The sequence below is a fragment of the Enterococcus sp. AZ071 genome (genome assembly GCF_050499065.1).
Lineage (GTDB): Bacteria > Bacillota > Bacilli > Lactobacillales > Enterococcaceae > Enterococcus_A > Enterococcus_A ferrettii.
The window spans coordinates 1,084,258-1,106,615 of sequence record NZ_JBIPAS010000001.1 but is presented as its reverse complement, the minus strand read 5'-3'; the positions used below and the strand labels follow the sequence as shown (position 1 = coordinate 1,106,615).

General features: G+C 38.0%; 18 protein-coding genes and 1 other annotated feature. Of the genes, 12 read left to right on the top strand and 6 right to left on the bottom strand.

The window, feature by feature from the left end; genetic code table 11:
* Positions 1 to 230: 230 nt before the first annotated feature.
* The 4 genes from IGI49_RS05410 to IGI49_RS05395 form a co-directional block, all read right to left on the bottom strand.
* Complete coding sequence (locus IGI49_RS05410) at positions 231 to 398, bottom strand: hypothetical protein (RefSeq protein ID WP_207703755.1); 168 nt, start codon at positions 396 to 398, stop codon at positions 231 to 233.
* Between the two features lie 11 nt (positions 399 to 409).
* Positions 410 to 1,465, bottom strand: a complete 1,056-nt coding sequence (locus IGI49_RS05405; RefSeq protein ID WP_207703756.1) for a protein kinase family protein — start codon at positions 1,463 to 1,465, stop codon at positions 410 to 412.
* Positions 1,455 to 1,934, bottom strand: coding sequence for a hypothetical protein (locus tag IGI49_RS05400; protein ID WP_207703757.1), 480 nt, complete (start codon positions 1,932 to 1,934; stop codon positions 1,455 to 1,457). Before IGI49_RS05400 ends, IGI49_RS05405 begins: the two co-directional genes overlap by 11 nt.
* Positions 1,935 to 2,781: 847 nt before the next feature.
* On the bottom strand, positions 2,782 to 3,378 hold the full coding sequence (locus IGI49_RS05395) for a nitroreductase family protein (RefSeq protein WP_429963691.1): 597 nt from the start codon (positions 3,376 to 3,378) through the stop codon (positions 2,782 to 2,784).
* Positions 3,379 to 3,553: 175 nt separating this feature from the next.
* On the opposite strand from IGI49_RS05395, the gene lepB reads away from it, so the two are divergent.
* The 6 genes from lepB to pheT all read left to right on the top strand — a co-directional run bounded on the left by lepB (position 3,554) and on the right by pheT (position 15,491).
* The gene (gene lepB, locus IGI49_RS05390; RefSeq protein ID WP_429963690.1) at positions 3,554 to 4,096 is read left to right on the top strand and encodes a signal peptidase I; all 543 of its coding nucleotides are present in this window, start codon (positions 3,554 to 3,556) and stop codon (positions 4,094 to 4,096) included.
* Between the two features lie 76 nt (positions 4,097 to 4,172).
* Positions 4,173 to 7,643: a PD-(D/E)XK nuclease family protein gene (locus IGI49_RS05385; RefSeq protein ID WP_429963689.1), complete on the top strand. Its 3,471-nt coding sequence runs from the start codon at positions 4,173 to 4,175 to the stop codon at positions 7,641 to 7,643.
* On the top strand, positions 7,633 to 11,328 hold the full coding sequence (gene addA, locus IGI49_RS05380; RefSeq protein ID WP_429969594.1) for a helicase-exonuclease AddAB subunit AddA: 3,696 nt from the start codon (positions 7,633 to 7,635) through the stop codon (positions 11,326 to 11,328). The genes IGI49_RS05385 and addA overlap by 11 nt, the downstream gene beginning before the upstream one ends.
* Positions 11,329 to 11,394: 66 nt before the next feature.
* The gene (locus IGI49_RS05375) at positions 11,395 to 11,739 is read left to right on the top strand and encodes a winged helix-turn-helix transcriptional regulator (protein WP_429963688.1); all 345 of its coding nucleotides are present in this window, start codon (positions 11,395 to 11,397) and stop codon (positions 11,737 to 11,739) included.
* A gap of 45 nt (positions 11,740 to 11,784) precedes the next feature.
* Positions 11,785 to 11,981 (top strand) — a binding site (T-box leader).
* Positions 11,982 to 12,020: 39 nt separating this feature from the next.
* Entirely contained in the window at positions 12,021 to 13,064 is a 1,044-nt protein-coding gene (gene pheS / locus IGI49_RS05370; RefSeq protein WP_429963687.1) for a phenylalanine--tRNA ligase subunit alpha, read from the top strand.
* 6 nt (positions 13,065 to 13,070) lie between these two features.
* Positions 13,071 to 15,491, top strand: coding sequence for a phenylalanine--tRNA ligase subunit beta (pheT, locus tag IGI49_RS05365; protein ID WP_429963686.1), 2,421 nt, complete (start codon positions 13,071 to 13,073; stop codon positions 15,489 to 15,491).
* A 60-nt stretch (positions 15,492 to 15,551) separates the two neighbouring features.
* On the opposite strand, the gene trpS is transcribed toward pheT, so the two are convergent.
* Positions 15,552 to 16,562 carry a tryptophan--tRNA ligase gene (gene trpS / locus IGI49_RS05360; RefSeq protein WP_429963685.1) on the bottom strand — a complete coding sequence of 337 codons (1,011 nt, stop codon included), beginning with the start codon at positions 16,560 to 16,562 and terminating at the stop codon, positions 15,552 to 15,554.
* Between the two features lie 267 nt (positions 16,563 to 16,829).
* Here trpS and IGI49_RS05355 point away from each other — a divergent pair, with 267 nt between their 5' ends.
* The 4 genes from IGI49_RS05355 to IGI49_RS05340 are packed head-to-tail and all read left to right on the top strand — an operon-like array spanning position 16,830 to position 19,723.
* Entirely contained in the window at positions 16,830 to 17,567 is a 738-nt protein-coding gene (locus tag IGI49_RS05355) for an amino acid ABC transporter ATP-binding protein (RefSeq protein WP_429963684.1), read from the top strand.
* 10 nt (positions 17,568 to 17,577) lie between these two features.
* Positions 17,578 to 18,414 (top strand): transporter substrate-binding domain-containing protein, encoded by an 837-nt coding sequence (locus tag IGI49_RS05350; protein WP_429963683.1) that lies wholly within the window; start codon positions 17,578 to 17,580, stop codon positions 18,412 to 18,414.
* The gene (locus IGI49_RS05345) at positions 18,407 to 19,051 is read left to right on the top strand and encodes an amino acid ABC transporter permease (protein WP_429963682.1); all 645 of its coding nucleotides are present in this window, start codon (positions 18,407 to 18,409) and stop codon (positions 19,049 to 19,051) included. Before IGI49_RS05350 ends, IGI49_RS05345 begins: the two co-directional genes overlap by 8 nt.
* A 15-nt stretch (positions 19,052 to 19,066) precedes the next feature.
* Positions 19,067 to 19,723 (top strand): amino acid ABC transporter permease, encoded by a 657-nt coding sequence (locus IGI49_RS05340; RefSeq protein ID WP_429963681.1) that lies wholly within the window; start codon positions 19,067 to 19,069, stop codon positions 19,721 to 19,723.
* Positions 19,724 to 19,809: 86 nt separating this feature from the next.
* On the opposite strand, the gene IGI49_RS05335 is transcribed toward IGI49_RS05340, so the two are convergent.
* Positions 19,810 to 20,049, bottom strand: a complete 240-nt coding sequence (locus IGI49_RS05335) for a hypothetical protein (protein WP_429963680.1) — start codon at positions 20,047 to 20,049, stop codon at positions 19,810 to 19,812.
* 152 nt (positions 20,050 to 20,201) lie between these two features.
* Here IGI49_RS05335 and racE point away from each other — a divergent pair, with 152 nt between their 5' ends.
* Together racE and rph are read left to right on the top strand one after the other, a co-directional pair.
* Positions 20,202 to 21,017, top strand: a complete 816-nt coding sequence (gene racE, locus IGI49_RS05330) for a glutamate racemase (protein ID WP_429963679.1) — start codon at positions 20,202 to 20,204, stop codon at positions 21,015 to 21,017.
* Positions 21,018 to 22,355 (top strand): ribonuclease PH, encoded by a 1,338-nt coding sequence (gene rph / locus IGI49_RS05325; RefSeq protein ID WP_429963678.1) that lies wholly within the window; start codon positions 21,018 to 21,020, stop codon positions 22,353 to 22,355. It abuts the gene before it with no gap.
* The last annotated feature ends 3 nt before the right edge of the window (positions 22,356 to 22,358 follow it).

The following is a 22,358-nucleotide window of genomic DNA, read 5'->3' as shown; positions in this document are numbered from 1 at the left end:
TCTATCTTCTATCTGAGGCAACTGTTTGGGAAGGCAGTTGTCTTTTTTGCTGTTACTTTTATTTAATTAGAGTTGAACAAAAAGTAACAACTATTCAGGTGAGGATGCAACTGATTTAGTAAAATGTAAAAAAACCCACCCAAATATGGGTGAGGTATACATAGTCTTACTTTATTAAAATAAGAAAAATCTCTTTTAAAAATCTTTATTGAATTTCATACTTATCAATACTATTTTCCTTTAACGACAATTGAATACTTATGGTTAACAGTCACGAGTTTAGTTTGCTTAAGAATAGCATCGATCTCTTTTTTACTGTAGTTTTTTGTCTTATGATCATCCATTGATTTGTTTGAAGATTGACCGCTTCGTGTTAAAGAAGGCATTGGTTTTAACATTTTAACCACTCCTATAAATATTTTTTAATGGCACCCAAAGCGTCTTTTTGGCTTTCAAAACTTTTGTTCAATGTAGAAATTTTTTGTGAATTTCCGCTTATCTTATTCTGTTTGAATGCAACTACTTCATTAGTAAACTCATCCATCTCTATATTTATTATAGCTGTTTCAGTAACTTTTTTCCACTCAAGATGGTTATTGTTCTTATTTTTTCTAAAGCCCACATCTAACATCTGGTCTAATTTAGCAATATCGTTCATCACTTCTATGATTGAACTGTAGAGTACGGTATCTCTCATTAAACACTTATTTATTATACGTTGAAGTTGTTTAGGAATATGAGGTAAAAATTGATTCTTAGGAAAAGTTTTATTCAAGATTTTCGTTTGCAAATCGTACTGGCTCGATATACTATTAATACTTTCTTCATAATAGAAATTATTGAACATGCGATATAAAGTTAGCCCGACTTGATAAATATCATCTTGAAAAGATACCAATCCTGTCTCTAATAATGTCGGAGAAATATTAGCAGAATAAATTGATTTTTCTTGAGGCACACAATCATCATCTGGCAATTTACAACTTTGACCAAAGTCGGTAAGAATTGCTCTATCTGAATCATCGATAATTATGTTGCTTGGTTTAATATCTAGATGGAGTATTTTTAGTACATGAGCATGAGCAAGTCCGCTCAAAAAGTCTAGACAATAACCTATTAATTGAATGTTACTTTCATAATCGTTAGCCATTTTGTTTAATGATCCCCGTTGGTAATATGGTAAAGCCATATAAATATATTCTTCATCCTGAGTAGCATATTGGATTGGCATAATATTTCTATGTCCCGACATCGTTAATACCTTTGTTTCTTCAAAAATATCTTTAGTTGACATTCTTAAATTAGTTTTACTGATTTTCTTAATAAGAAAATCTTTGTCCATTTGGGGGTCGCGACCAAGAAAGACAGTCGAATTCTTTCCTTCTGTATCCGAAGAAAGATCCTTTATCTTTTCAATTTGTAGCTTTGTGTCAATTAAATTCCTAATCTCAAACCTATTTTCCATTATTATCACCTCTAATGCACATAGCTACTAATATGCTTTCTTTTTGGTTGACAGAAAGACTATTCCAGTATTCTAAGTGTATATCATCAGGTGATGATACTGAAACATTAGCGCATAAATCTTTCAATTGTTTGAAATCATCTAAATGTAGAGCACTTTTGATTTGCGATTTAATAAACGTTTTGTACCCCTCGATTTTGCAATCACACATCAATTCTTGTATTACGCCTTCGATGTTAACTCTATCTAAGTTTATATTGTTAGCTTGAGGCTCTATAACTCTTAAACCTATATACGAGATACCATTTTCTTTGATTATCGATAACAAATTAGATCTTATATAAGACAACCTTCTAGGCATGTCTAAATATACTGGAACCATAAGTTTATCAGGAAAGAAATCTCCGTTATCTTTAATTATCGTATAATTAATAATTCTGGGTTCAACTCTTAAACCAACTACATTCACACTTAATACCCTCTTTTTTTGAATATATTTTACCACAAATACATTTCAATAAAAAAGGTTTATTCTAAAAAATTGTTTGAAAATAGGTCAAGAAACTTTGAAATTACTCCTTTGACATTTACACAATATGCATCAAGGTGTATAATTAATTCACCTTTCAATATCTTACGTATCACTTTCCAACAGCCCACTTTTAACGAGGTGGGTATTTTTGTGCTATACTACCAGTGGAGAGTATTCACACCTCCGATATTATCTACGTGGCCACTTCCTAACTTGGCGGGGAGTGGCCTTTTTGTTTGCAGCAATTTAAATATGGTGCAATATACATACTAAATAAACTTCTTTTCTTATTCCATTGCCCTCGTTTCTTTTGGATCGGGGGCTTTTTTGGCTATACTATTAGCGAGGGGGTGGTATCTCCCTTGTTTATTTCATGATCACTTCTACCTTGCCAGGAAGTGATCTTTTTTTATATTATTATAACGTGTTATTTTAGGTGTTTGGCTAAGACTTTGGCTAAGTTAAATAATATTTTTTACTATTGATAAAAAATACATAAAGTGCCAAACCCTTGGTATAAAGCTTTTTTTGTTTCTTTTAATACTTAAAAAATTACGTAAGCTATTCTCTGAATCGAGCAATTACAGGTTCGAACCCTGTTATCCCAATAATAAGGTTCTCAATCAAAAAAGCTTTTAGCAGGATTTTATGCTAAAAGCTTTTTTCACCATTGCTCGAGTTGATTTAATAGATAGGTAGTACAAAAATGTTGCTGTTTCAGTGAACAAAGTAAAAAGCTCTTAGAACCAGCATTTAAGCAGGTCTTAAGAGCTTTCTTAATGTTTTAACGAATCACACGAAAACGAAGATCGTCAGCGAGATATTCTTTCTCACCAGGAGTCCCCTCTTTGGAACCAAAGACTAATTGAGAACGTAGTTCCCAGTTAGCAGGAATATCCCATTCTTTAGCAACAGCTTCATCCACAACTGGATTGTAATGTTGTAGATTAGCACCTAATCCTGCTTCTTCTAAAGCCGTCCAAGTATTTGCAGTGGCAATTCCGTTTGATTGTTCTGCCCAAACAGGGAAGTTTTCAGCATACAATTCGAATTCTTCCTGTAAATGCTTAACAGTATCTTTTTCTTTAAAGAAAAGTACAGTACCAAAACCACTTTTAAAGCCAGATAATTTATTTTGGGTATTTGGGAAGGCTTCAGGAGGTGTCAATGGCTTCAAAGCCTCCTCAACTATTTCCCATAGTCTTTCATGAGCATCGCCAAACAAAATTACTGCTCTTGGAGATTGTGCATTAAAAGCAGTGGGGCTTTGCTTTACTGCTTCTTTCACAATGTTAGAAATTTCCTCTTCTGATAAATTTACTTCCCGTCCTAAAGCGTAAAAGGAACGGCGATTTTTCAGTGTTTCTAAAAATGTAGTCATCAATAATTCCACCTTTTCTATAGTTATCACAATATGAACTATATCACCTTACAAAAAGTAAGGAAAGGAATATGCTCATGGAAGAAAAAGTAATTTTTCCTAAAAGCAGAGCGAAAAGATCGCAAATCTAAAAGACTATGGTAAACTTATTTTATGAATTAGTTGGAGGAAAGCAATGAAAGCAAAAGAATTAATTAAAACCATTCTCTATTTTGTCATTTTGGCAGCAATCTTATTTGCCCTTCGTCAATTTGTATTTACTCCAGTTGTAGTAAAGGGAGACTCAATGGATCCTACATTGATTGACGGTGAACGAGTAATTGCTTTAAAAAATACGAATGTGAAGCGATTTGACATTATTACTTTTCCAGCACCCGATGATCCAGGCAAGAACTATATTAAGCGAGTAATCGGTTTGCCAGGAGATAAAGTCGAATATCGTGAGGATCAATTATACATTAATGGAGATAAAGTTGATGAGCCTTATCTTGATGAGTACAAGAGTGAACTGACGGATAGCCAGCCCTTAACAGCTGATTTCACTTTGAAACAGCTATTTAATAAGGAAGAAGTGCCTAAAGGCGAACTATTCGTATTAGGAGATAACCGCCGAATATCCAAGGACAGCCGAATTATTGGTATGATCAATGAAAAGGATGTTATGGCCGATGTGAAATTTGTTTTTTGGCCAATTACTCGAATCGGAACTATTGACTAGCTGGAAAGCTAGTCTTTTTTTTTATTTTTTTGTTATAATAAGCGGAGACCATTCATTTATGAAATGAGGGAAAAAGATGTCTTTACAATTTCTATTGGGTACTGGACAGAATAATGCACAGGAAAAGATGGTTAACACTGCACGGAAGTGGTTAGATAAAGCTCCAGAAAATCGTGTTTTTTTCATTGTGCCTAACTATAATAAATTCGAGCAAGAAATTCAATTGCTGGAAACGATGAAAAGTCAGGATGAATACAGTTCCATTCGGGCACAGGTTTTTAGTTTTGAACGATTGGCTTGGTACTTTTTACAAAAACAGGGAAAAATTCCTGGCAATGTTTTAACAGATTCGGGTAATGCGATGATTTTAAGAAAAGTATTGCATGAACAGCGAGAAGAACTGGTTATTTTTCGCGGTGAAACCAACAAGACTGGATTCATTCAACAACTGGTCCAATTCTATCAGGAAATGCAGATTGGGAATGTAACTGTTGAGGACTTGGCTAAAGTAACTGGAAACAAGGATGAACAACTGAAGTTATCGGATTTGCGTTTGATCTATCAGGAGTATGAAACAGCTTTAACAAATTACCAGGTGAAAAATGAAGACCCATTATTGATGTTGCACAATTTGCTGCAGGATCAATCGATAAAAAATAGTTTGTTTATTTTAACCGGTTTTAGCCGCTTTAATGCCCGTGAATTGAATATTCTGTCTACTCTGATGAACTGCGGACATTTACTGGTGTCGTTAGAGTTGGATCGTGGATATTCCAACGAAGAACCGCATCCGTTGAATTTGTTTGCTGATTCAGGAAAAACTTATTTTCAATTGAAACAATTGGCTGATCAGCAGCATGTACCTGTTCATCACGATCAAAAAGCTGATGCGCAAGATACACAATTGAATCTTCTGAGTCAGTTCTGGCAAGGAAAAAAAATACCGAGTATAAACGAGGATTCTACTATTGCAATTTGGAAACAGCTCAGTCCGTCAGATGAAGTTCGTCATGTAGGCAATGAGATTCGCCGCTTGGTCTCGGAAGAAAATTACCGCTATAAAGACATTCAAATTTTGATTCGTAATTTTGATTGTTATAGCACTGTTTTGCCTTCATTATTTGAGCAATTAAATATTCCATTTTATTTAGATGAAACCCAGAAAATGATTAGTCATCCATTAGTGGAATTTTTACAGGCACTTTTTTTGGTTGATTCTTACAATTATCGAATTACTGATGTATTCCGATTGTTGCGAACAGAATTGTTGGTTCCTTTTAATTGGAAGGAACAACGTCAGATTAAGTTAATTGAATTGCGAGAGAAGATCGATCAAACAGAAAATGTTTGCTTAGCATACAATTTCCGCGGTAGTTTTTGGACGAAAGTTGAAGACTGGGTTTTTGTCGACTATGATTTTGAGGAAGAAACTTTCAATGATGCGACTGATTTACAGGTTGTTACCAATCAAGTTAGACATATGATTCAGGAACACCTGCCAGATTTCTTTTCCAGCATGAAGAAGGCTGAAAATGGATTATCTGCTGCTAAATATTTCTATCAATTCTTGGAAGATGCCGGAGTTAAACAACAGCTCCTATTCTGGCGGGATAAGGAAGTGGAAAAAGGAAATCTGGAAAAGGCGCGAAACCATGAACAAACGTGGCAGGCTTTAATGGATTTGTTAGATGAGTATGCGTTGATTTATGGCGAAAGCAGATTTAATTGGGAAGATTTTCAAGAAATATTTTTGGCAGGTTTAACCAATTTAACTTATGGAAAAATACCAACAGCAATTGATCAAGTGAAGGTCAACAACTTGGAATTGGCTCGGGCTGATCAAGCTAAAGTGACCTTTGCTATTGGCTTGAATGATCAAGAGTTCCCAGCACGTTTTGATGATCGCGGTCTTTTGTCTCCGGAAGAACGTGAAGGAATTAATGCCGAATTGGCTGAAGGAAAATTTTTACCGGAAAATAACAGTTCTAATGTTAATCGGGAACCATTTTTAGCTTACCATGTTTTTTTATCTGGTAGTGAAAAGCTGTATTTAACAGTCGCAACTACGATTGATGGTGAGAAACAATTGGCCATTTCGCCTTTTTTACGACGAATTAGCGAAAACTTGGGTATTCCAGTTAAAGCGTTTAGTGGATTGAACCTTACTACTCTACCAGAAAATTATGTTGGAACCTTAAGAACGCTGTTGTCGGATTTAATTCATTTAAATCGCCTTTCGTTAGATCAGACTGAACCCATGCGCTCCGGTTGGCGGCAATTAATACATTTTATTGAGACTACTGAATTGACCAGCTTAACTAAACGAGTTTTTTCGAGCTTAGAGGCTTTAAATATTCCTCAGTTTTTGCAGCCGCAAACGGCTGAAAAGCTGTATGGTAAAAATCTTTATGTGTCAGTTTCCCGAATTGAAAACTTCTATAATTGCCAGTATAAGTATTTTGCCCAATTTGGTTTAGGTTTGAAGGAGCGAACAATATATGGTTTAACACCCGCAGCAGCAGGTGACTTTTATCATGAAGCCTTAGACCGATTTTTCCGGATGATTCACCAGCAAGGGTTAGCTTTGATTGACTTAACAGAAGCGCAACGTACGGTTTTAGCTGATCAAGTACTGGAGGAAATCTTTGGAGAAGTGAAGTTTGCAATCTTATCCAGCTCGGCTCGCATGAACTATATACGCTATCAGTTGTCGCAAACAATTCAAAAAGTGAGTTGGGGGTTGGTTCAGCAAAGTTTAAAGACCAATCTGCGACCGCAACGTACGGAAGTCTTATTTGGTTCTTTAGCTGGAGAAAAAGGTATTCCTGGTATCCAGCTGCCTTTGAAGAATGGTGGTGAGCTAGCAGTTCGCGGGAAAATCGACCGCTTGGATCAAATTAAAGGCAATCATGCTGACTGGCTAAGTGTTGTGGATTATAAATCAAGCGATCGTAGTTTTAATATTGTGGATGCTTACTACGGAATTGCCATGCAATTAATAACTTATTTGGATGTAGCAGTCAGTGATTTTAATTTAACCAGTGATAAATTAATTAAGCCGGCGGGGGCTTACTACCTGCATGTACACAATCCAGTTTTAACTGATACGAAAAACTTGGAGCGAGAAACTTTAAAAGCCTATAAATATGACGGGTTATTTGTGAAGGATGCTGAGCTATTTAAAGAGATGGATTACAGCTTAGAAGAAAAGGAAAATTCTTTATTATTTCCATTGCGAAAAGACGCCAAAGGACAAATTTTACCAGCTGGACCTTCGAAAGATAAGTTTTATGATCAAGCTGAAATTGATTTATTGCGAGACTATAATCGCAAGAAAATCCAAGAGGCAGGGAATGAAATTTTATCTGGTGAGATTAAGCTTGATCCAACATTCAAAGACAGTAAGCGAGTTGCTTGCCAGTACTGCCCTTTCCGCAGCGTTTGCAAGTTTGATGTTATGTTAAAGGAAAATAATTATCATCGATTAGAAAAAATGCCTCGTGAAGAAGTATTGAAACGAATGGAGGAAGAATTGCATGATGAATAAACTTACGATCCCTCCAAAAGCACCCAACGAGATGTATACCGATGCCCAATGGCAAGCAATTTATGATCAAGGAGATAATCTCTTAGTTTCCGCTTCAGCGGGCTCAGGTAAGACAGCAGTGTTGGTTCGGCGAGTGATTGAAAAAGTGAAACGAGAACGTTTATCAGTAGACCAACTGTTAGTAGTTACTTTTACGGAAGCAGCTGCTAGTGAAATGAAGGAACGAGTTCAAAGTGCTTTGCAAGAAGCAATCAATGAAGAAACAAATCAAGACCTCAAGAATCATTTTACCCGACAGTTGACTCTTTTGCCGATGGCGAATATTTCAACCTTGCACTCTTTTTGCTCAAAGGTAATTCAACGATTCTTTTATTTGATCGATTTAGACCCTAGTTATCGCATGCTAACGGATGCCACCGAAACAATTCTACTAAAAGAAGATGTTTGGGATGAACTGCGAGAGGAATGCTACGAACAAAACGAAGAAATTTTCTATCGATTAACTGAAAATTTCTCTAACGACCGCAGTGATCAGGGTCTCGAAGATTTAATTCTAGCCATGTATGAATTTGCCCGAGCAAATCCGTCGCCCTTTGATTGGTTGGATTCACTACTAAAAAACTACAGTATCACTAACTTAGTTGATAGCAACCTTTATCAGGAAAGTTTGCGTCCACAGCTTGTTCAAGCTGTAGAGGATGCTAGTGAGCTTTATCAGGAAATGCTGGAGTTAAGTGAAGCAAGCAAAGAGTTGGAAAAAATATTTATTTTAGCTGAGACTGAGAAGCAATTTGCATTAGATTTACTTCAGACAATTAAGGAAAATCGCTTAGCTGATGCTTATCAATTAATGGAAGTCTTCAGTTTTCCAACATTCCCGACACCCCGTAAAAAAGAGGTGAAGGAACTATACGGCGAAACAATCGAGCGACTGAAAGACAAACGTCAAACAGCTAAAGATTTACTGACACAATTAAAAATCGGATTTTTTGCAGCCACTCCTGAAGAACATGTAGAACGACTGCAGGCTGTCCGACCACTTGTTGAAGAACTGGTGAGAGTTGAGAAACAATTTATTGAGCGTTATTCTGCTAAAAAAAGGGAAAAAGGTTTGCTGGATTTTAACGATCTAGAGCATTTTACGTTACAGATTTTACGGACTAAGGTGGATGATTCTTTTCCAGCTGAAAGTTATTATCGTTCTCGCTTTAACGAAGTTCTAGTGGATGAGTACCAAGATATTAATCAACTGCAAGAAACGATTTTACGAGCCTTAGCTTCAGAAAATGAAGACCGTGGGAATTTATTTATGGTAGGGGATGTAAAGCAATCAATTTATGGATTTCGCTTAGCTGATCCAACGCTATTTATTCAAAAATACCATGATTTTGCTCAACAAGACGGTGGTCGACGAATTATCTTAGCAGAAAATTTTCGTTCTCGAAAAGAAGTTCTAGATTTCACCAATTTAGTTTTTAAACAGCTGATGGATCAAGAGGTAGGACAAATTGCTTATGATCACGAAGCAGAGTTGATTAATGGCTTTACAGCTTTTCCAGCATCCGAAGATTTTAAAACGGAGTTGCTGGTTTATGAAAAAGACGAAGAAACTCCGGAATGGATCGAAGACAAAGCGACTGGTGAAGTCGTTATGGTTGCTGCTAAAATTCGTCAGTTAGTTTACGAAAGCTTCGAGATTTATGATAAGAAGCAAAAGAAAATGCGCCCGATTGATTACCGGGATATTGTTTTGCTGACGCCGACTAAAAGTAATAACTTAACAATTTTAGAGGTTTTTAAACAGTTGGAGATTCCTTTGTCAATCAACGATACGCAAAATTATTTTCAGTCGACAGAGCTGCGAGTGATGATTGCATTATTGCAGATCATCGATAATCCGTATCAGGATATTCCACTAGCAGCAGTGCTTCGTTCACCAATTGTCGGCCTGACAGAGGAAGAACTCGCACAAGTTCGTTTATTGCAGCCAAAGAAGGAATTTTATCTGGCTACGAAGCAATATATGGCGGAGAAAGACGATCGAACCAGTGAAAAACTAAAGAACTTTTATCAGCTTTTTCTTGATTGGCGAGAATTCTCTCGGCAAGAGGCATTGTCTGATTTAGTAATGAAAATTTATGATGAAACGGCCTATCTTGACTATGTGTTGGGAATGCCCGCCGGTCAGCAAAGACACGCCAATCTTCTAGCTCTGATTGAACGCGCAAAGGATTATGAACGAAGTAGTTTCAGAGGCTTGTATCAGTTTATTCGTTTTATCGAAAAAATGCAGGAAAAGGACAAAGATTTAGCTGAACCGCAGAGCGAAGAAATTACCAATGCAGTTCGGGTAATGACAATCCACGCCAGCAAAGGGCTGGAGTTCCCAGCGGTATTTGTCATGGATATGAGCAAAGCCTTCAATTTGGCGGACACTCGACGTAGCTATGCGTTTGATGAAAAATTAGGGCTGGGAGTAAAATATTTAACTCCTGAAAGCCGTATTCGTTTTTCAACCCTAGCTTTCGATGCTGTTCAACAGGTGAATTTACGTAAGCTGCTTTCCGAGGAAATGCGCAAGTTGTATGTTGCTTTAACCCGGGCGGAGCAAAAACTATTTTTGGTAGGCTCATACAGTAACCAAGAGGAGGCCTTGAAAAAGTGGTCAGCTACGGCTAATAACCCAGAATTAGTTCTACCAGTTTCTTCTCGTACCAAAGGGACCTTTTTTGATTGGGTAGGGCAGACATTGATTCGTCATCCTGAGATGGAAGGATATCAATTGGCAGGGACTACTGCTTCGCAACCAGAAGTTGCTCAACAACCAGCTAGATTTTCGATTTCTTTTATTTCGCCTAATTCAATAGAGAAACGGATTGCCAAATTTATGCCAAAGAAAAAGCAGCGTGAGATTGAAAAATTAATCGATGTGGATATTTCCGCCGTCAAAAAAAGATTGCTTTATCAGTATCCTTACCTAGAAGCAACCAAAACAACTAGCTACCAATCTGTATCAGAGCTTAAACGTATGTATGATGACCCAGATAACCGCGAGGCTATTTCTCTTGATTTCGGAGAAAAAGGATCCCCGGAACCGATCTACCGCTTTACTGAAGAAGGCTTAAGTAAACCAAAATTTTTGGAGACCAAAAGTCAACTTTCAGCAACAGAAATTGGAACGGCAACGCATCTTATTATGCAACTGATTTCGTTGGATAAACAACCGACTGAGGAAAGCATTCAAAGCTTAATCGATGAATTGGTTGCAGGCGAAACCCTAACTTCGGAATTAGCAGAAGCGATCTCTATTCAGTCATTATTAGTATTTTTTAATAGTGAGCTGGGACAAGAGGTTTTAGCGAACTCAACCCAAGCATATCGGGAGGAACCTTTTGCCATGCTGTTGCCAGCAAATGAAGTATTCAAAGAATATCAAGCTAAGGATGATTTGCTAATACACGGGATTATTGATGGCTACATCGAGTTTTCCGATTATTTAGTTTTGTACGATTTTAAAACGGATTATTACACAATTGAAAGAGAGCAGGACTTAATTGATCGCTATCGAGGACAATTATTCCTCTATAAAGAAGCGTTAGAAAATGCTAAAAATAAACCAGTGGGTTCCCTAAATATTGTTTTTCTGCGAGGAGAAAAGGTGATAGACTTATTAGAAAATCACTAGACCCAAGCAAACTATACTTATCATTTGTAAGTAATATGCTATACTTTCAATAACGAGGTGAGAAAAATGGAACAAATACAACAAACTAAATTTTCTCTATGTCCAAAATTTGAAAAAGGCTTTACGATTTTAGGGAAAAAATGGAACGGCTTGATTATCGATGTATTATTGGAAGAAGGCCCTCAACGTTTTGTTGATTTGGCCGCCAAGATTCCTCATGTAAGCGATCGTGTTTTAGCGGAAAGATTAAGAGAGTTGGAACAAGAAGGATTGGTCACACGTATTTCAGGTAATGAAGGCCAAAAACGTTTAGATTATTGTTTGACTAATAAAGGTAAAGCGTTGGACAGCGTGATGAAGGAACTTCATGAATGGGGAGAAAAATGGATTACTGAGCAAGAATGTAGTTGATAAAATCGTCATTTTCTTGTAGTATGAAATAGTCAATTAAATAGTTAAAAAGCGTTGATGGAAAAGAGTAATCTTTTAGGATCTTTTAAGGGAATATCTGCCACAGACTGGAAGCAGATTAGGAGATAAAAGGTGAAGTTCACTTCCGGAGTTTGTCGTAACTGACCGGCTGTGGCCGTTAAAAATGTGAGTGCGCCAAAAATTGGCGAATTAGGATGGTAACGCGAGACCTCGTTCCTTTACGGAACAAGGTCTTTTTTTTGTGGAAAGGAAGTAGAAAGATGAGTTTACAAAATCAATTAGAAGAATTGAAAACCCAGACTTTAGTGAAGATTTCCGATGCTGAAGAACTTCAGGCAGTTGAGCAGATTCGGGTTGAAACATTAGGTAAAAAAGGGCCAATAACAGAAGTTCTGCGAGGAATGCGCGATTTATCGCAAGACGAAAGACCAAAAGTTGGAGCTTTTGCTAATGAAATTCGCGATTTGCTGACTGAAGCAATCGAGGCTCGCAAAGTCGAGTTAACCGAAATTGCTTTAGAAAAGGCCTTGGAGGAAGAAACAATTGATGTGACTCTGCCTGGTAATCAAATGGTTCAAGGAACCCGTCATGTGATTACACAAGTGATGGAAGAGATTGAAGACGTATTTGTTGGAATGGGTTATCAAGTAGTAGAAGGTTATGAAGTTGAAAGCGATCATTATAACTTCGAACGTATGAACCTGCCGAAAAATCATCCAGCTAGAGATATGCAGGATACATTTTATATCTCTGAGGAAATTCTGATCCGGACGCATACTTCACCAGTACAGGCTCGCACAATGGAAAAACATGATTTTTCAAAGGGTGCTTTGCGAATGATTTCTCCTGGGAAAGTATTCCGTCGAGATACTGATGATGCGACTCATAGTCATCAGTTCCATCAAATTGAGGGACTTGTAATTGATAAAGGAATTACGATGGCTGACTTAAAAGGAACGTTGGAAGTCTTTATTAAGGAAATTTTCGGTGCGGATCGCAGGATACGTTTACGTCCAAGCTATTTTCCTTTCACTGAGCCATCGGTTGAAGTGGATGTTAGTTGTTTTAAATGCGGAGGCAAAGGCTGCAATGTTTGTAAATACACTGGTTGGATTGAGATTTTAGGCGCTGGTATGGTGCATCCTGATGTATTGTCAATGTCTGGTATTGACCCAGAAGTATATTCGGGTTTTGCTTTTGGTATCGGACCAGACCGTGTATCAATGCTGCGTTATGGGGTTAACGACATTCGAAACTTCTATCTAAATGATGTTCGTTTCTTAGAACAGTTCAAGGGGGAATAACAGATCATGCTTGTTTCATATAAATGGCTAAATGAATATGTCGATTTAAAAGGAATTACACCGCAGGAATTATCAGACCGTCTTTCCTTAACTGGTATTGAAGTTGAAGGTGTTGAAGTCCCTGAAAATGGACTTAAAAAGATTGTGGTAGGCGATGTAAAAGAGTGCATTCCACATCCTGATTCCGATCATTTATCAATTTGTCAGGTGGATATTGGGGAAGAAGAACTATCACAAATCGTTTGTGGTGCTCCGAATGTAAAAGCTGGAATTAAAGTGATTGTAGCTTTACCAGGTTCACGAATTGCTGGAAATGTCAAAATTAAAAAAGGTAAAATGCGAGGTCAAGTATCCAATGGGATGATTTGTTCTCTGCAGGAATTAGGCTATAGTGATTCGGTAATTCCTAAAGAATTTGCTGATGGTATTTACTATTTACCACAGGATGCGGTAACAGGTGAACCAGTCTTTTCTTATTTAGATATGGATGATGGTATTTTAGATTTATCGGTAACACCTAACCGTGCCGATGCATTAAGTATGCGTGGAGTGGCTTATGAAATTGCTGCAATTTATGGTAAAAAAGCAATATTTCCTGAAGTTGAACTAAAGGAGATGGCTAAAAAGGCAGCCGATCATATTAAAGTAGCAGTAGCTGACGAAAAGGATGCTCCTCATTATGAAATTCGTATCATTGAGAATGTTAAGATTGGTCCAAGTCCACAATGGTTGCAAAATCGTTTAATGAACGAAGGCATTCGTCCGATTAGCAATGTTGTAGACGTAACCAACTACATTTTATTATTGTTCGGTCAACCGCTGCATGCTTTTGATTATAACAAATTGGGGAGTCAAGAAATCTTGGTTCGCCGAGCGAATGATCAAGAAGTGTTGACTACTTTAGATGGCGTTGAACGTAACCTAAATCCAGAAAACATCGTGATTACCAACGGTGAAATTCCAGTTGCTCTAGCTGGTGTAATGGGTGGTTTGGATTCAGAAATTACCGATACTACAACGACTGTTGCACTAGAATCTGCAATGTTTGACACTGTTTCTATTCGTCGAACTTCTCAAGCTTATAATTTACGCAGTGAATCTTCTGCTCGTTTTGAGAAGGGGATCAATCAGGCAACAATCAGTTTGGCTGGCGATGTTGCTGCAGCAATGATTGCTGAGCTAGCTGGAGGAGCGGTATTGGAGGGTGGCGTTTTAGGCAGCAAAGTTGACCCGGAAAGTGTCGCAGTCACTACCAATTTGGAAAACGTCAATCATTTTCTGGGAACATCATTAACAATTGCTGACATCAATGCAGTATTTGATGCTTTGGATTTTGCTTATGAAGAAATAAATGGTAATTATACTGTTAGTGTTCCTCCGCGTCGCTGGGACATTACGATTGAAGCGGATTTGATGGAAGAAATCGCTCGTATTTACGGCTATAACAATATTCCATCAACACTTCCAAGTGGACAAACGGTTGCTGGCAGATTGACTGATGCTCAAAAGAATACTCGTAAAGTTCGTTCTTTATTAGAAGCAAGGGGGTTGCATGAAGCAATCAGTTATGCGTTAACAACCGAAGAAAAGGCTGGGCAGTTTACAATACGCAAAAGCAAGTTTACTCGTCTGGATTGGCCAATGAGTGAAGAGCGCTCAGTATTACGTTTGAATCTAGTCAGTGGTTTATTGGAAGATTTATCCTACAATGCAGCTCGTAGAAATAATGATATAGCAATGTATGAAATCGGTCGAGTATTTTATCAAGACAATGATCCGAAAAAGGATTTGCCTTTGGAGGAAAAACACGCAGCAATTGCTCTAATGGGTAATTTTGTAGACAGAACCTGGGCGGAAAAAGCCGAACTGGTTAATTTCTATACTGCTAAAGGAATTGTTGAAGAATTAATTGATGGTTTAGGTTTGAGTGGAAAAATCAGCTATCAGGCCAGCTCAGCAATGTTAGATATGCACCCTGGACAAACGGCAGCCATCTATCTAGAGGATAAAGTGGTTGGCTTTGTGGGACAAGTTCATCCCAAAGTAACTAAAAACTATGAAATAAAATCAGCCTTTGTTGCTGAATTGAATCTGGATGCCTTACTAAACGTAGAAAAAGAACCATTAGTTTACTCACCAGTTTCTAAATATCCAGCAGTTAGTCGGGATATTGCAATTTTAGTAGAGGAATCAATCTCGAATGCACAGATCAGTCAAGTTATTCGTGATTCAGCTAGCCGTTTCTTGTCAGATGTTCATGTTTTCGACGTATATCAAGGTGATTCTATCGAAACGGGCATGAAATCAATGGCTTACAGCTTAACCTTCGTTAATCCTGAAGCAACCTTGACTGATGAAGAAATCAATCAATGGATGAGTAAAGTAACCAAAAGCTTAGAGAAAGAAGTCTCAGCGGTTATCCGCTAGACAAACTAAAAGACCGGCTGTAAGAAATTCTTGCAAACCGGTCTTTTTAATTGTCTCATTTTAAGAAAAATAGGAAATACCCATGGCTTTTTTGACTTCAGACATTGTTTGTGCAGCCACAGCTTGGGCTTTTTCACTGCCTTCTTTCAGCATTGCCATAACTTGGGCAGGATCTTTGGCAAATTCTTCTCGACGAGTACGGATAGGTAGCAGCTCTTCTTCCAGTACTTCGATTAAGTAACGCTTAATCTTCACGTCACCAAGACCGCCCCGACGGTAATGAGCTTTAAGCTCTTGGATTTTTTCTTTATCCTTACCAAAAACATCTAGATAAGTAAAGACCATGTTGCCTTCCACCTGGCCTGGATCTTCCACATGAATATGATTCGGGTCAGTGTACATGCTCATAACTTTTTTAGCAACCGTTTCGGCAGAATCTGCTAGATAAATGCCGTTGCCTAATGATTTACTCATTTTGCCATTGCCATCGATACCAGGTAAACGGCCCATTCCTTTATCTGGGAAAACTCCTTTAGGTTCAATCAAAACCTCACTGTAGGTACTGTTAAAGCTGTGCACGATTTCTTGCGTTTGCTCCAGCATAGGTTTTTGATCTTCGCCAACGGGGACTAGGTTTGCCTTAAAGGCAGTGATATCCGAAGCTTGAGAGACCGGATAAATGAAGAATCCTGCTGGTACGCTATCGCCAAAGCCCTTTTGTTCGATTTCAGATTTCACTGTTGGGTTGCGGCGCACACGGCCAACACTGACCAAGTTTAAAAAGTACATGGTCAGCTCTGATAATTCAGGAATCTGAGATTGGATAAACATGGTTGTGCGGGCAGGATCCAAGCCAACTGCCAAGTAATCCAAGGCTACCTGTAAGATATTGGAAGAAACCTTTTCCGGATTTTTAGCGTTATCTGTCAAAGCTTGCATATCTGCAACCATGATGAATAATTCATTTTCCGGGTCACTTTGCATAGTTACGCGATTTTTAAGAGAGCCTACGTAATGTCCTAAGTGTAATTGACCTGTCGGACGGTCGCCTGTCAGGATAATGTTTGTCATTTGTTCCACCTTTTCATCGTATATTTAGTCTTCAACCTACCTTAAAATAGTACCTTTTTTTCGCCATTTAAACAACTGCTAATTCTTTAAAGTGATATTTGTCCAGGAGTGTCAATGTGACTAAACCTCACATCAATTGGTAATGTTTTGAAATTGTTTTTCTATAGCATGAGATTTTTTTCTTTACAAACAAAAAAAACTTAGCATATAATTAGAGCTAGGTCTGAAAAATTAGAATTAAATTAGGAAGAGTAGGGGTGTTCATACATGGCAATGGTCGAATTTAAAGAGGTTGAGAAGTATTATGGAAAGTTTCATGCCTTGAAAAATATCAATTTGGCTTTTGATAAAGGTGAGGTAGTTGTGGTGATTGGCCCTTCAGGATCCGGAAAAAGCACGATGCTTCGCTGTATCAATGGTTTGGAACAGATTTCATCCGGACACTTATTAGTAAATGGGAAAGATTTACATAGCAAGGATGTGAAGTTAAAAGACATCCGTAAGAACATTGGAATGGTATTCCAGCATTTTAATTTATATCCCAATAAAACGGCGTTAGAAAATATTACTTTGGCACCGATCAAGGTACTGAAGCAATCAGAAGCTGAAGCCAATAAAACCGCAGAAAAACTATTGAATCGGGTAGACATGCTAGATAAGAAGGATTCCCATCCATCCATGTTGTCTGGTGGTCAGCAGCAGCGGATCGCAATTGCTCGGGGACTGGCAATGAATCCTGATTTGCTTTTATTTGATGAGCCAACCTCTGCATTGGACCCGGAAATGATTGGTGATGTACTGAACGTTATGAAGAAAATTGCCAAAGACGGCATGTCCATGATCGTAGTTACGCATGAAATGGGCTTTGCTCGTGAAGTAGCCGATCGGATTATCTTCATGGCAGAAGGCGAAGTCTTAGAGGATACTCGCGATGTTGAGGGATTCTTTGAAAAACCTAAAGAGGTTAGAGCACAACAATTTGTAAGCAAAGTAATTAATCACTAGGAGGATGACTATGTCAAAAGTGAAAAAAATTGTCTCCTTCTTTCTCTTAGTATTGGTAGTCTTTGGACTATCAGCCTGCAAAGGGGACAGTGTCGCAAACGAAAATATTGCAGAGCGGATCAAAAAAGATCCGGTTATTACCTGGGGAGTCAAATACGATACCCGGTTATTCGGAATGATGAATATTGAAACTAGAGAAGTTGAAGGTTTTGATATTGATATTGCCCGAGCAATCACTAAAGAAATTCTTGGTAAGGAAGGCAAAGCGGAATTCGTCGAAGTAACTTCCAAAACACGAATTCCTTTATTAAAAAATGGAAACATCGATGGGATTATTGCGACCATGACCATCACTGAAGAGCGGCTAGGTCAAGTTGATTTTTCTGATATCTATTTTGATGCCGGTCAGTCTCTACTAGTAAAAAAAGGAAGTCACATTAAAAGTATCACGGATTTAACAGATCAAGATACTGTTTTAGTGGTAAAAGGGTCAACTTCTGCGGTAAACATTCGTGAACACGCACCTCAGGCCAATATTCTGGAGCTTGAAAATTATGCAGAGGCATTTACAGCTTTGCAATCGGGCCAGGGAGATGCTATGACTACTGATAATGCAATTTTGCTGGGTATGGCTTCTGAGAATGATAATTATGGTTTGGTTGGTGGTACCTTTACTACAGAACCTTACGGAATCGCGATCAATAAGGGTCAAGAAGATTTTCTTAATGAAGTGGATAGTGCATTAAGAAAAATGCACGATAATGGCACCTATGATGAGATTTACGATAAATGGTTCCCTAATGATCCAGATGGAAAAGCAGCAAAGGGGGCTAAGTTTAATGGCTGAGTTATTTAGTAGTTATTCCAGCGAATTTTTTGAAGGGTTTAAATTTACCCTGTATGCCAGTTTTCTGGCATTAATTTTTAGTTTAATTATCGGTACACTGATGGCAATTTTGCAATTGTCACATAATAGTGTGATTCGGAACCTAGCAAAGGCCTATGTAGCTTTCTTTAGAAATATTCCATTGTTAATCATCGTGATGTTTTTCTATGTAGTAGCACCGATGTATTTTTACAGTTTTGATGGTTTTCAGGCTGGTACAATTGGCTTGACCATTTATACCTCAGCCTTTATTGCAGAAACAGTTCGTTCTGGGATTCAAACTGTACCAAAAGGACAAATGGAAGCTGGGCTGTCTTCAGGTTTTTCTTATGCGGAGACAATGCGTTACATTGTCTTACCACAAGCTTTTAAGATTGTGGTTCCGCCATTAGGAAATCAATTTATTAACCTGATTAAAAATTCTTCAATTTTGGCAATGGTAGCTGGATTGGATTTGATGTATCAAGGAGATCTGATTGCCAGCACAACCTTTAATACATTCGGTACGTATATCATTGTTGGATTGTTCTATTTAATATTAACCTTGCCATTGTCATATCTAATGAATTATTTGGATAAACATTGGACAAGCGTCTAGAAAGGGAGGAAAGTAATGGACTTTAGCGGTGCATTTTCTTGGATCAATATCCGATTCCTTTTAGACGGGCTTTTGGTTACGATTCAAGTATCAATTGTTTCAATTATTTTTAGTATGATTTTAGGCGGGATTGCCGGAACGGTGCGCTACAGTGATATTCCAATTGTATCAAAGGTAGTTGGAGTAGTAGTTGATATTATCCGGAATCTTCCGTTACTCTTAATTATCTTTTTTACCTACTTTGCGTTACCACAAATTGGGATTAAGCTGAATATTTTTTGGGCAGCGGTGGCAGCTTTAACTATCTTTGAGTCGGCGATGCTGTCTGAAATCTTCCGGGCGGGTTTAAACGCTGTACCAAAAGGACAAACAGAAGCAGGCTTGTCATCTGGATTAACCTATGTCCAAACCTTGACAATTATTGTTATTCCACAGGCCTTTAAATCAATGCTTCCAGCAATTTTAAGCCAATTGATTTCCTTAATCAAGGACACTTCATTGGCAGTCATTATCTCATTGCCAGAACTGATGCATAATGCCAGAATTGTTTATGGTCAAAATACCAACTATGTCATTCCCATGTTTATTGTGATGACAGCGATGTATTTTGTAGTTTGTTATGCCTTATCTTTGGCTTCCCGTTATTTGGAAAACAGCAAGTATAATTATTAAACAATATCCAGAGAAAGCTACGAGCTTCTCTGGCTTTTTTTGCAGAAAAAGGTGCTAATAAAATTTATATCAGCACCTTCAATTTACTATTTATTATTGTCCATTTGTTCTTCAGTTTCCTCTTGTGTTTTTTCCATAGCAGGATCCTCATACATGGCACCGGCGACTGTTTTACCTAAGCGTTCGGTAAAATTGAAATCTTTTTCAGTAGAATTCTTAGGATGTTTTTTCTTCAAAATCTCGCTATTATTCCTAGTGGTAGGATCTTCATTGATATTTCCAGCAGAAGTTTTTCTTAGGTTTTCCGCTAATTCTTCTTTTTTCATTTGAATCACCTCTTGTCTTATTTTACCATCAAGGGATTATTCTACCAAAGAAAGCGGCTTCTTAAGGAAGAAGCCGATAAAAAATCTAGGACTTGAAAAAAACGCCTAAAAAGTACAAAATAAGATGAAACTTGTAAAAGATAGGATGAGAAATGTTGTCTAATGAATTACCCATCGGTTTTATTGATTCTGGTGTTGGCGGTTTGACCGTTGTAAAAGAAGCGATGCGACAATTGCCTAACGAGCATATTCTTTATTTTGGAGATACCGCACGCTGTCCTTACGGACCTCGTCCGGCCAAACAAGTAATTGAATTTACTTGGCAAATGACTCAGTTTTTGATTAAGCAAGGAATAAAAATGTTGGTAATTGCCTGTAATACAGCAACAGCAGTCGCATTAGAAGAAATAAGAGAAAAAGTGGATATTCCCGTCATTGGCGTAATTCAGCCTGGATCACGCTCAGCTTTGAAGGTCAGTAAAACTGGATTAATTGGTGTAATTGGCACTGAGGGAACGGTAAAAAGTGCGATGTATGAACAGGAATTACAGGAGAAATCTCCTGAAGTCAAAGTTCACAGTCTACCTTGCCCTAAATTCGTCGCCTTGGTAGAGAGTAATCAATCGGCTAGTCCAGTTGCCAAAAAGGTTGTGGCTGAAACTCTTACACCTTTCTTATACGATAAACCTGACACTCTAATTTTGGGCTGTACCCATTTTCCATTATTACGCCCAATCATCCAAAATGTGATGGGCAGTGAGGTAACACTAATCGATTCTGGTGCAGAAACAGTCAATGATTTAAGCACATTGTTGGATTATTTTAGTTTGAATAACTATGATCGTAAAGAAGCAAAAACCTGTAAATTTTATACAACGGGTTCGCCTAAGATGTTTCAAGACATTGCTGGTGAGTGGTTAGGACTTAAAACATTAGAGGTTGGACATATACATTTGGGAGGGAAATAAATGCGACATGACGGTAGAAGTCAACAACAAGTAAGAGAAGTGACGATTGAAACAAATGTTTTTAAACATCCAGAAGGTTCTGTAATTATTTCTTTTGGAGATACTAAAGTTATTTGTTCCGCAACTGTAGAAGATTCTGTTCCCCCCTTTTTGCGAGGTAAAGGAACCGGTTGGGTAACTGCTGAGTACAGTATGTTGCCTCGAGCAACAAATACTCGTAATCGCCGAGAAAGCGCTAAAGGCAAACTTTCAGGAAGAACTATGGAGATTCAGCGATTAATCGGCCGAGCATTACGAGCTGTTATTGATCTGGCTAAATTAGGTGAGCGCAGTATTGTGATTGACTGTGACGTGATCCAAGCTGATGGTGGAACCCGCACAGCTAGTATTACTGGCGGCTTCGTTGCTTTGCGCTTGGCAATTAATAAATTATTGGCAGCTGGTGAATTAACTGAGGATCCAATTAAAGAACATCTAGCAGCAATCAGTGTCGGTATTTTACCAACGGGTGAGGTAGTAACTGACTTAGATTATGTCGAAGATTCCTCAGCTGCCGTTGATATGAACATTGTAATGACTGAATCCGGTCGTTTCGTTGAGATTCAAGGAACTGGTGAAGAAGCAACTTTTGATGATAATGAACTAAATGCTTTGATTTTACATGGTAAAGCTGGAATAGAAGAATTGATTAATTATCAAAAAGAATCGCTGTATACTAGTGAATCTGAAGAGGCTCCAGAGAAAACAATTGTTGTAGCTACAGGTAATCCAGGAAAAGCGAAGGAATTTGCCGCTTTATTTGCAACAGCCGGCTATCAGATCAAAACATTGGCAGATTTTCCCAATTTACCAGATGTTGAGGAAACGGGTACAACCTTTGAAGAAAATGCACGTTTGAAAGCTGAAACTATTGCTCAGATCCTTCAACAGCCAGTTTTAGCAGATGATTCAGGCTTGGCTGTAGATGCCTTAAACGGGATGCCAGGAGTTTATTCAGCACGTTTTGCTGGGGAACATAAAAGTGATGCCGCCAATAATGCAAAGCTGTTACATGAATTGACAGAAGTATCAGATGAAAAGCGTACGGCACATTTCCATTGTACATTGGTTTTCGCTGCACCAAATAGAGAAAGTTTAGTTGTGGAAGCTGATTGGCCAGGGCGGATTGCACGTATTCCGCAGGGAGATAATGGTTTTGGCTACGACCCGTTGTTTTTTGTTCCCGAATTTAACAAAACAGCAGCTGAAATGACGGCGGCTGAAAAAAATGAAGTGAGTCATCGAGCAAAAGCAGTGAAAAAAATGGAAAAAGTATGGCAAAATTGGTTGGAGGGATAAGCA

Excerpts from the sequence above, each read along its gene's own strand:
- IGI49_RS05410 (WP_207703755.1), bottom strand. The coding sequence starts at position 398 with ATGTTAAAACCAATGCCTTCTTTAACACGAAGCGGTCAATCTTCAAAC.
- IGI49_RS05405 (WP_207703756.1), bottom strand. The coding sequence starts at position 1,465 with ATGGAAAATAGGTTTGAGATTAGGAATTTAATTGACACAAAGCTACAA.
- IGI49_RS05395 (WP_429963691.1), bottom strand. The coding sequence starts at position 3,378 with ATGACTACATTTTTAGAAACACTGAAAAATCGCCGTTCCTTTTACGCT.
- lepB (WP_429963690.1), top strand. The coding sequence starts at position 3,554 with ATGAAAGCAAAAGAATTAATTAAAACCATTCTCTATTTTGTCATTTTG.
- IGI49_RS05385 (WP_429963689.1), top strand. The coding sequence starts at position 4,173 with ATGTCTTTACAATTTCTATTGGGTACTGGACAGAATAATGCACAGGAA.
- addA (WP_429969594.1), top strand. The coding sequence starts at position 7,633 with ATGATGAATAAACTTACGATCCCTCCAAAAGCACCCAACGAGATGTAT.
- IGI49_RS05375 (WP_429963688.1), top strand. The coding sequence starts at position 11,395 with ATGGAACAAATACAACAAACTAAATTTTCTCTATGTCCAAAATTTGAA.
- pheS (WP_429963687.1), top strand. The coding sequence starts at position 12,021 with ATGAGTTTACAAAATCAATTAGAAGAATTGAAAACCCAGACTTTAGTG.
- pheT (WP_429963686.1), top strand. The coding sequence starts at position 13,071 with ATGCTTGTTTCATATAAATGGCTAAATGAATATGTCGATTTAAAAGGA.
- trpS (WP_429963685.1), bottom strand. The coding sequence starts at position 16,562 with ATGACAAACATTATCCTGACAGGCGACCGTCCGACAGGTCAATTACAC.
- IGI49_RS05355 (WP_429963684.1), top strand. The coding sequence starts at position 16,830 with ATGGCAATGGTCGAATTTAAAGAGGTTGAGAAGTATTATGGAAAGTTT.
- IGI49_RS05350 (WP_429963683.1), top strand. The coding sequence starts at position 17,578 with ATGTCAAAAGTGAAAAAAATTGTCTCCTTCTTTCTCTTAGTATTGGTA.
- IGI49_RS05345 (WP_429963682.1), top strand. The coding sequence starts at position 18,407 with ATGGCTGAGTTATTTAGTAGTTATTCCAGCGAATTTTTTGAAGGGTTT.
- IGI49_RS05340 (WP_429963681.1), top strand. The coding sequence starts at position 19,067 with ATGGACTTTAGCGGTGCATTTTCTTGGATCAATATCCGATTCCTTTTA.
- IGI49_RS05335 (WP_429963680.1), bottom strand. The coding sequence starts at position 20,049 with ATGAAAAAAGAAGAATTAGCGGAAAACCTAAGAAAAACTTCTGCTGGA.
- racE (WP_429963679.1), top strand. The coding sequence starts at position 20,202 with ATGTTGTCTAATGAATTACCCATCGGTTTTATTGATTCTGGTGTTGGC.
- rph (WP_429963678.1), top strand. The coding sequence starts at position 21,018 with ATGCGACATGACGGTAGAAGTCAACAACAAGTAAGAGAAGTGACGATT.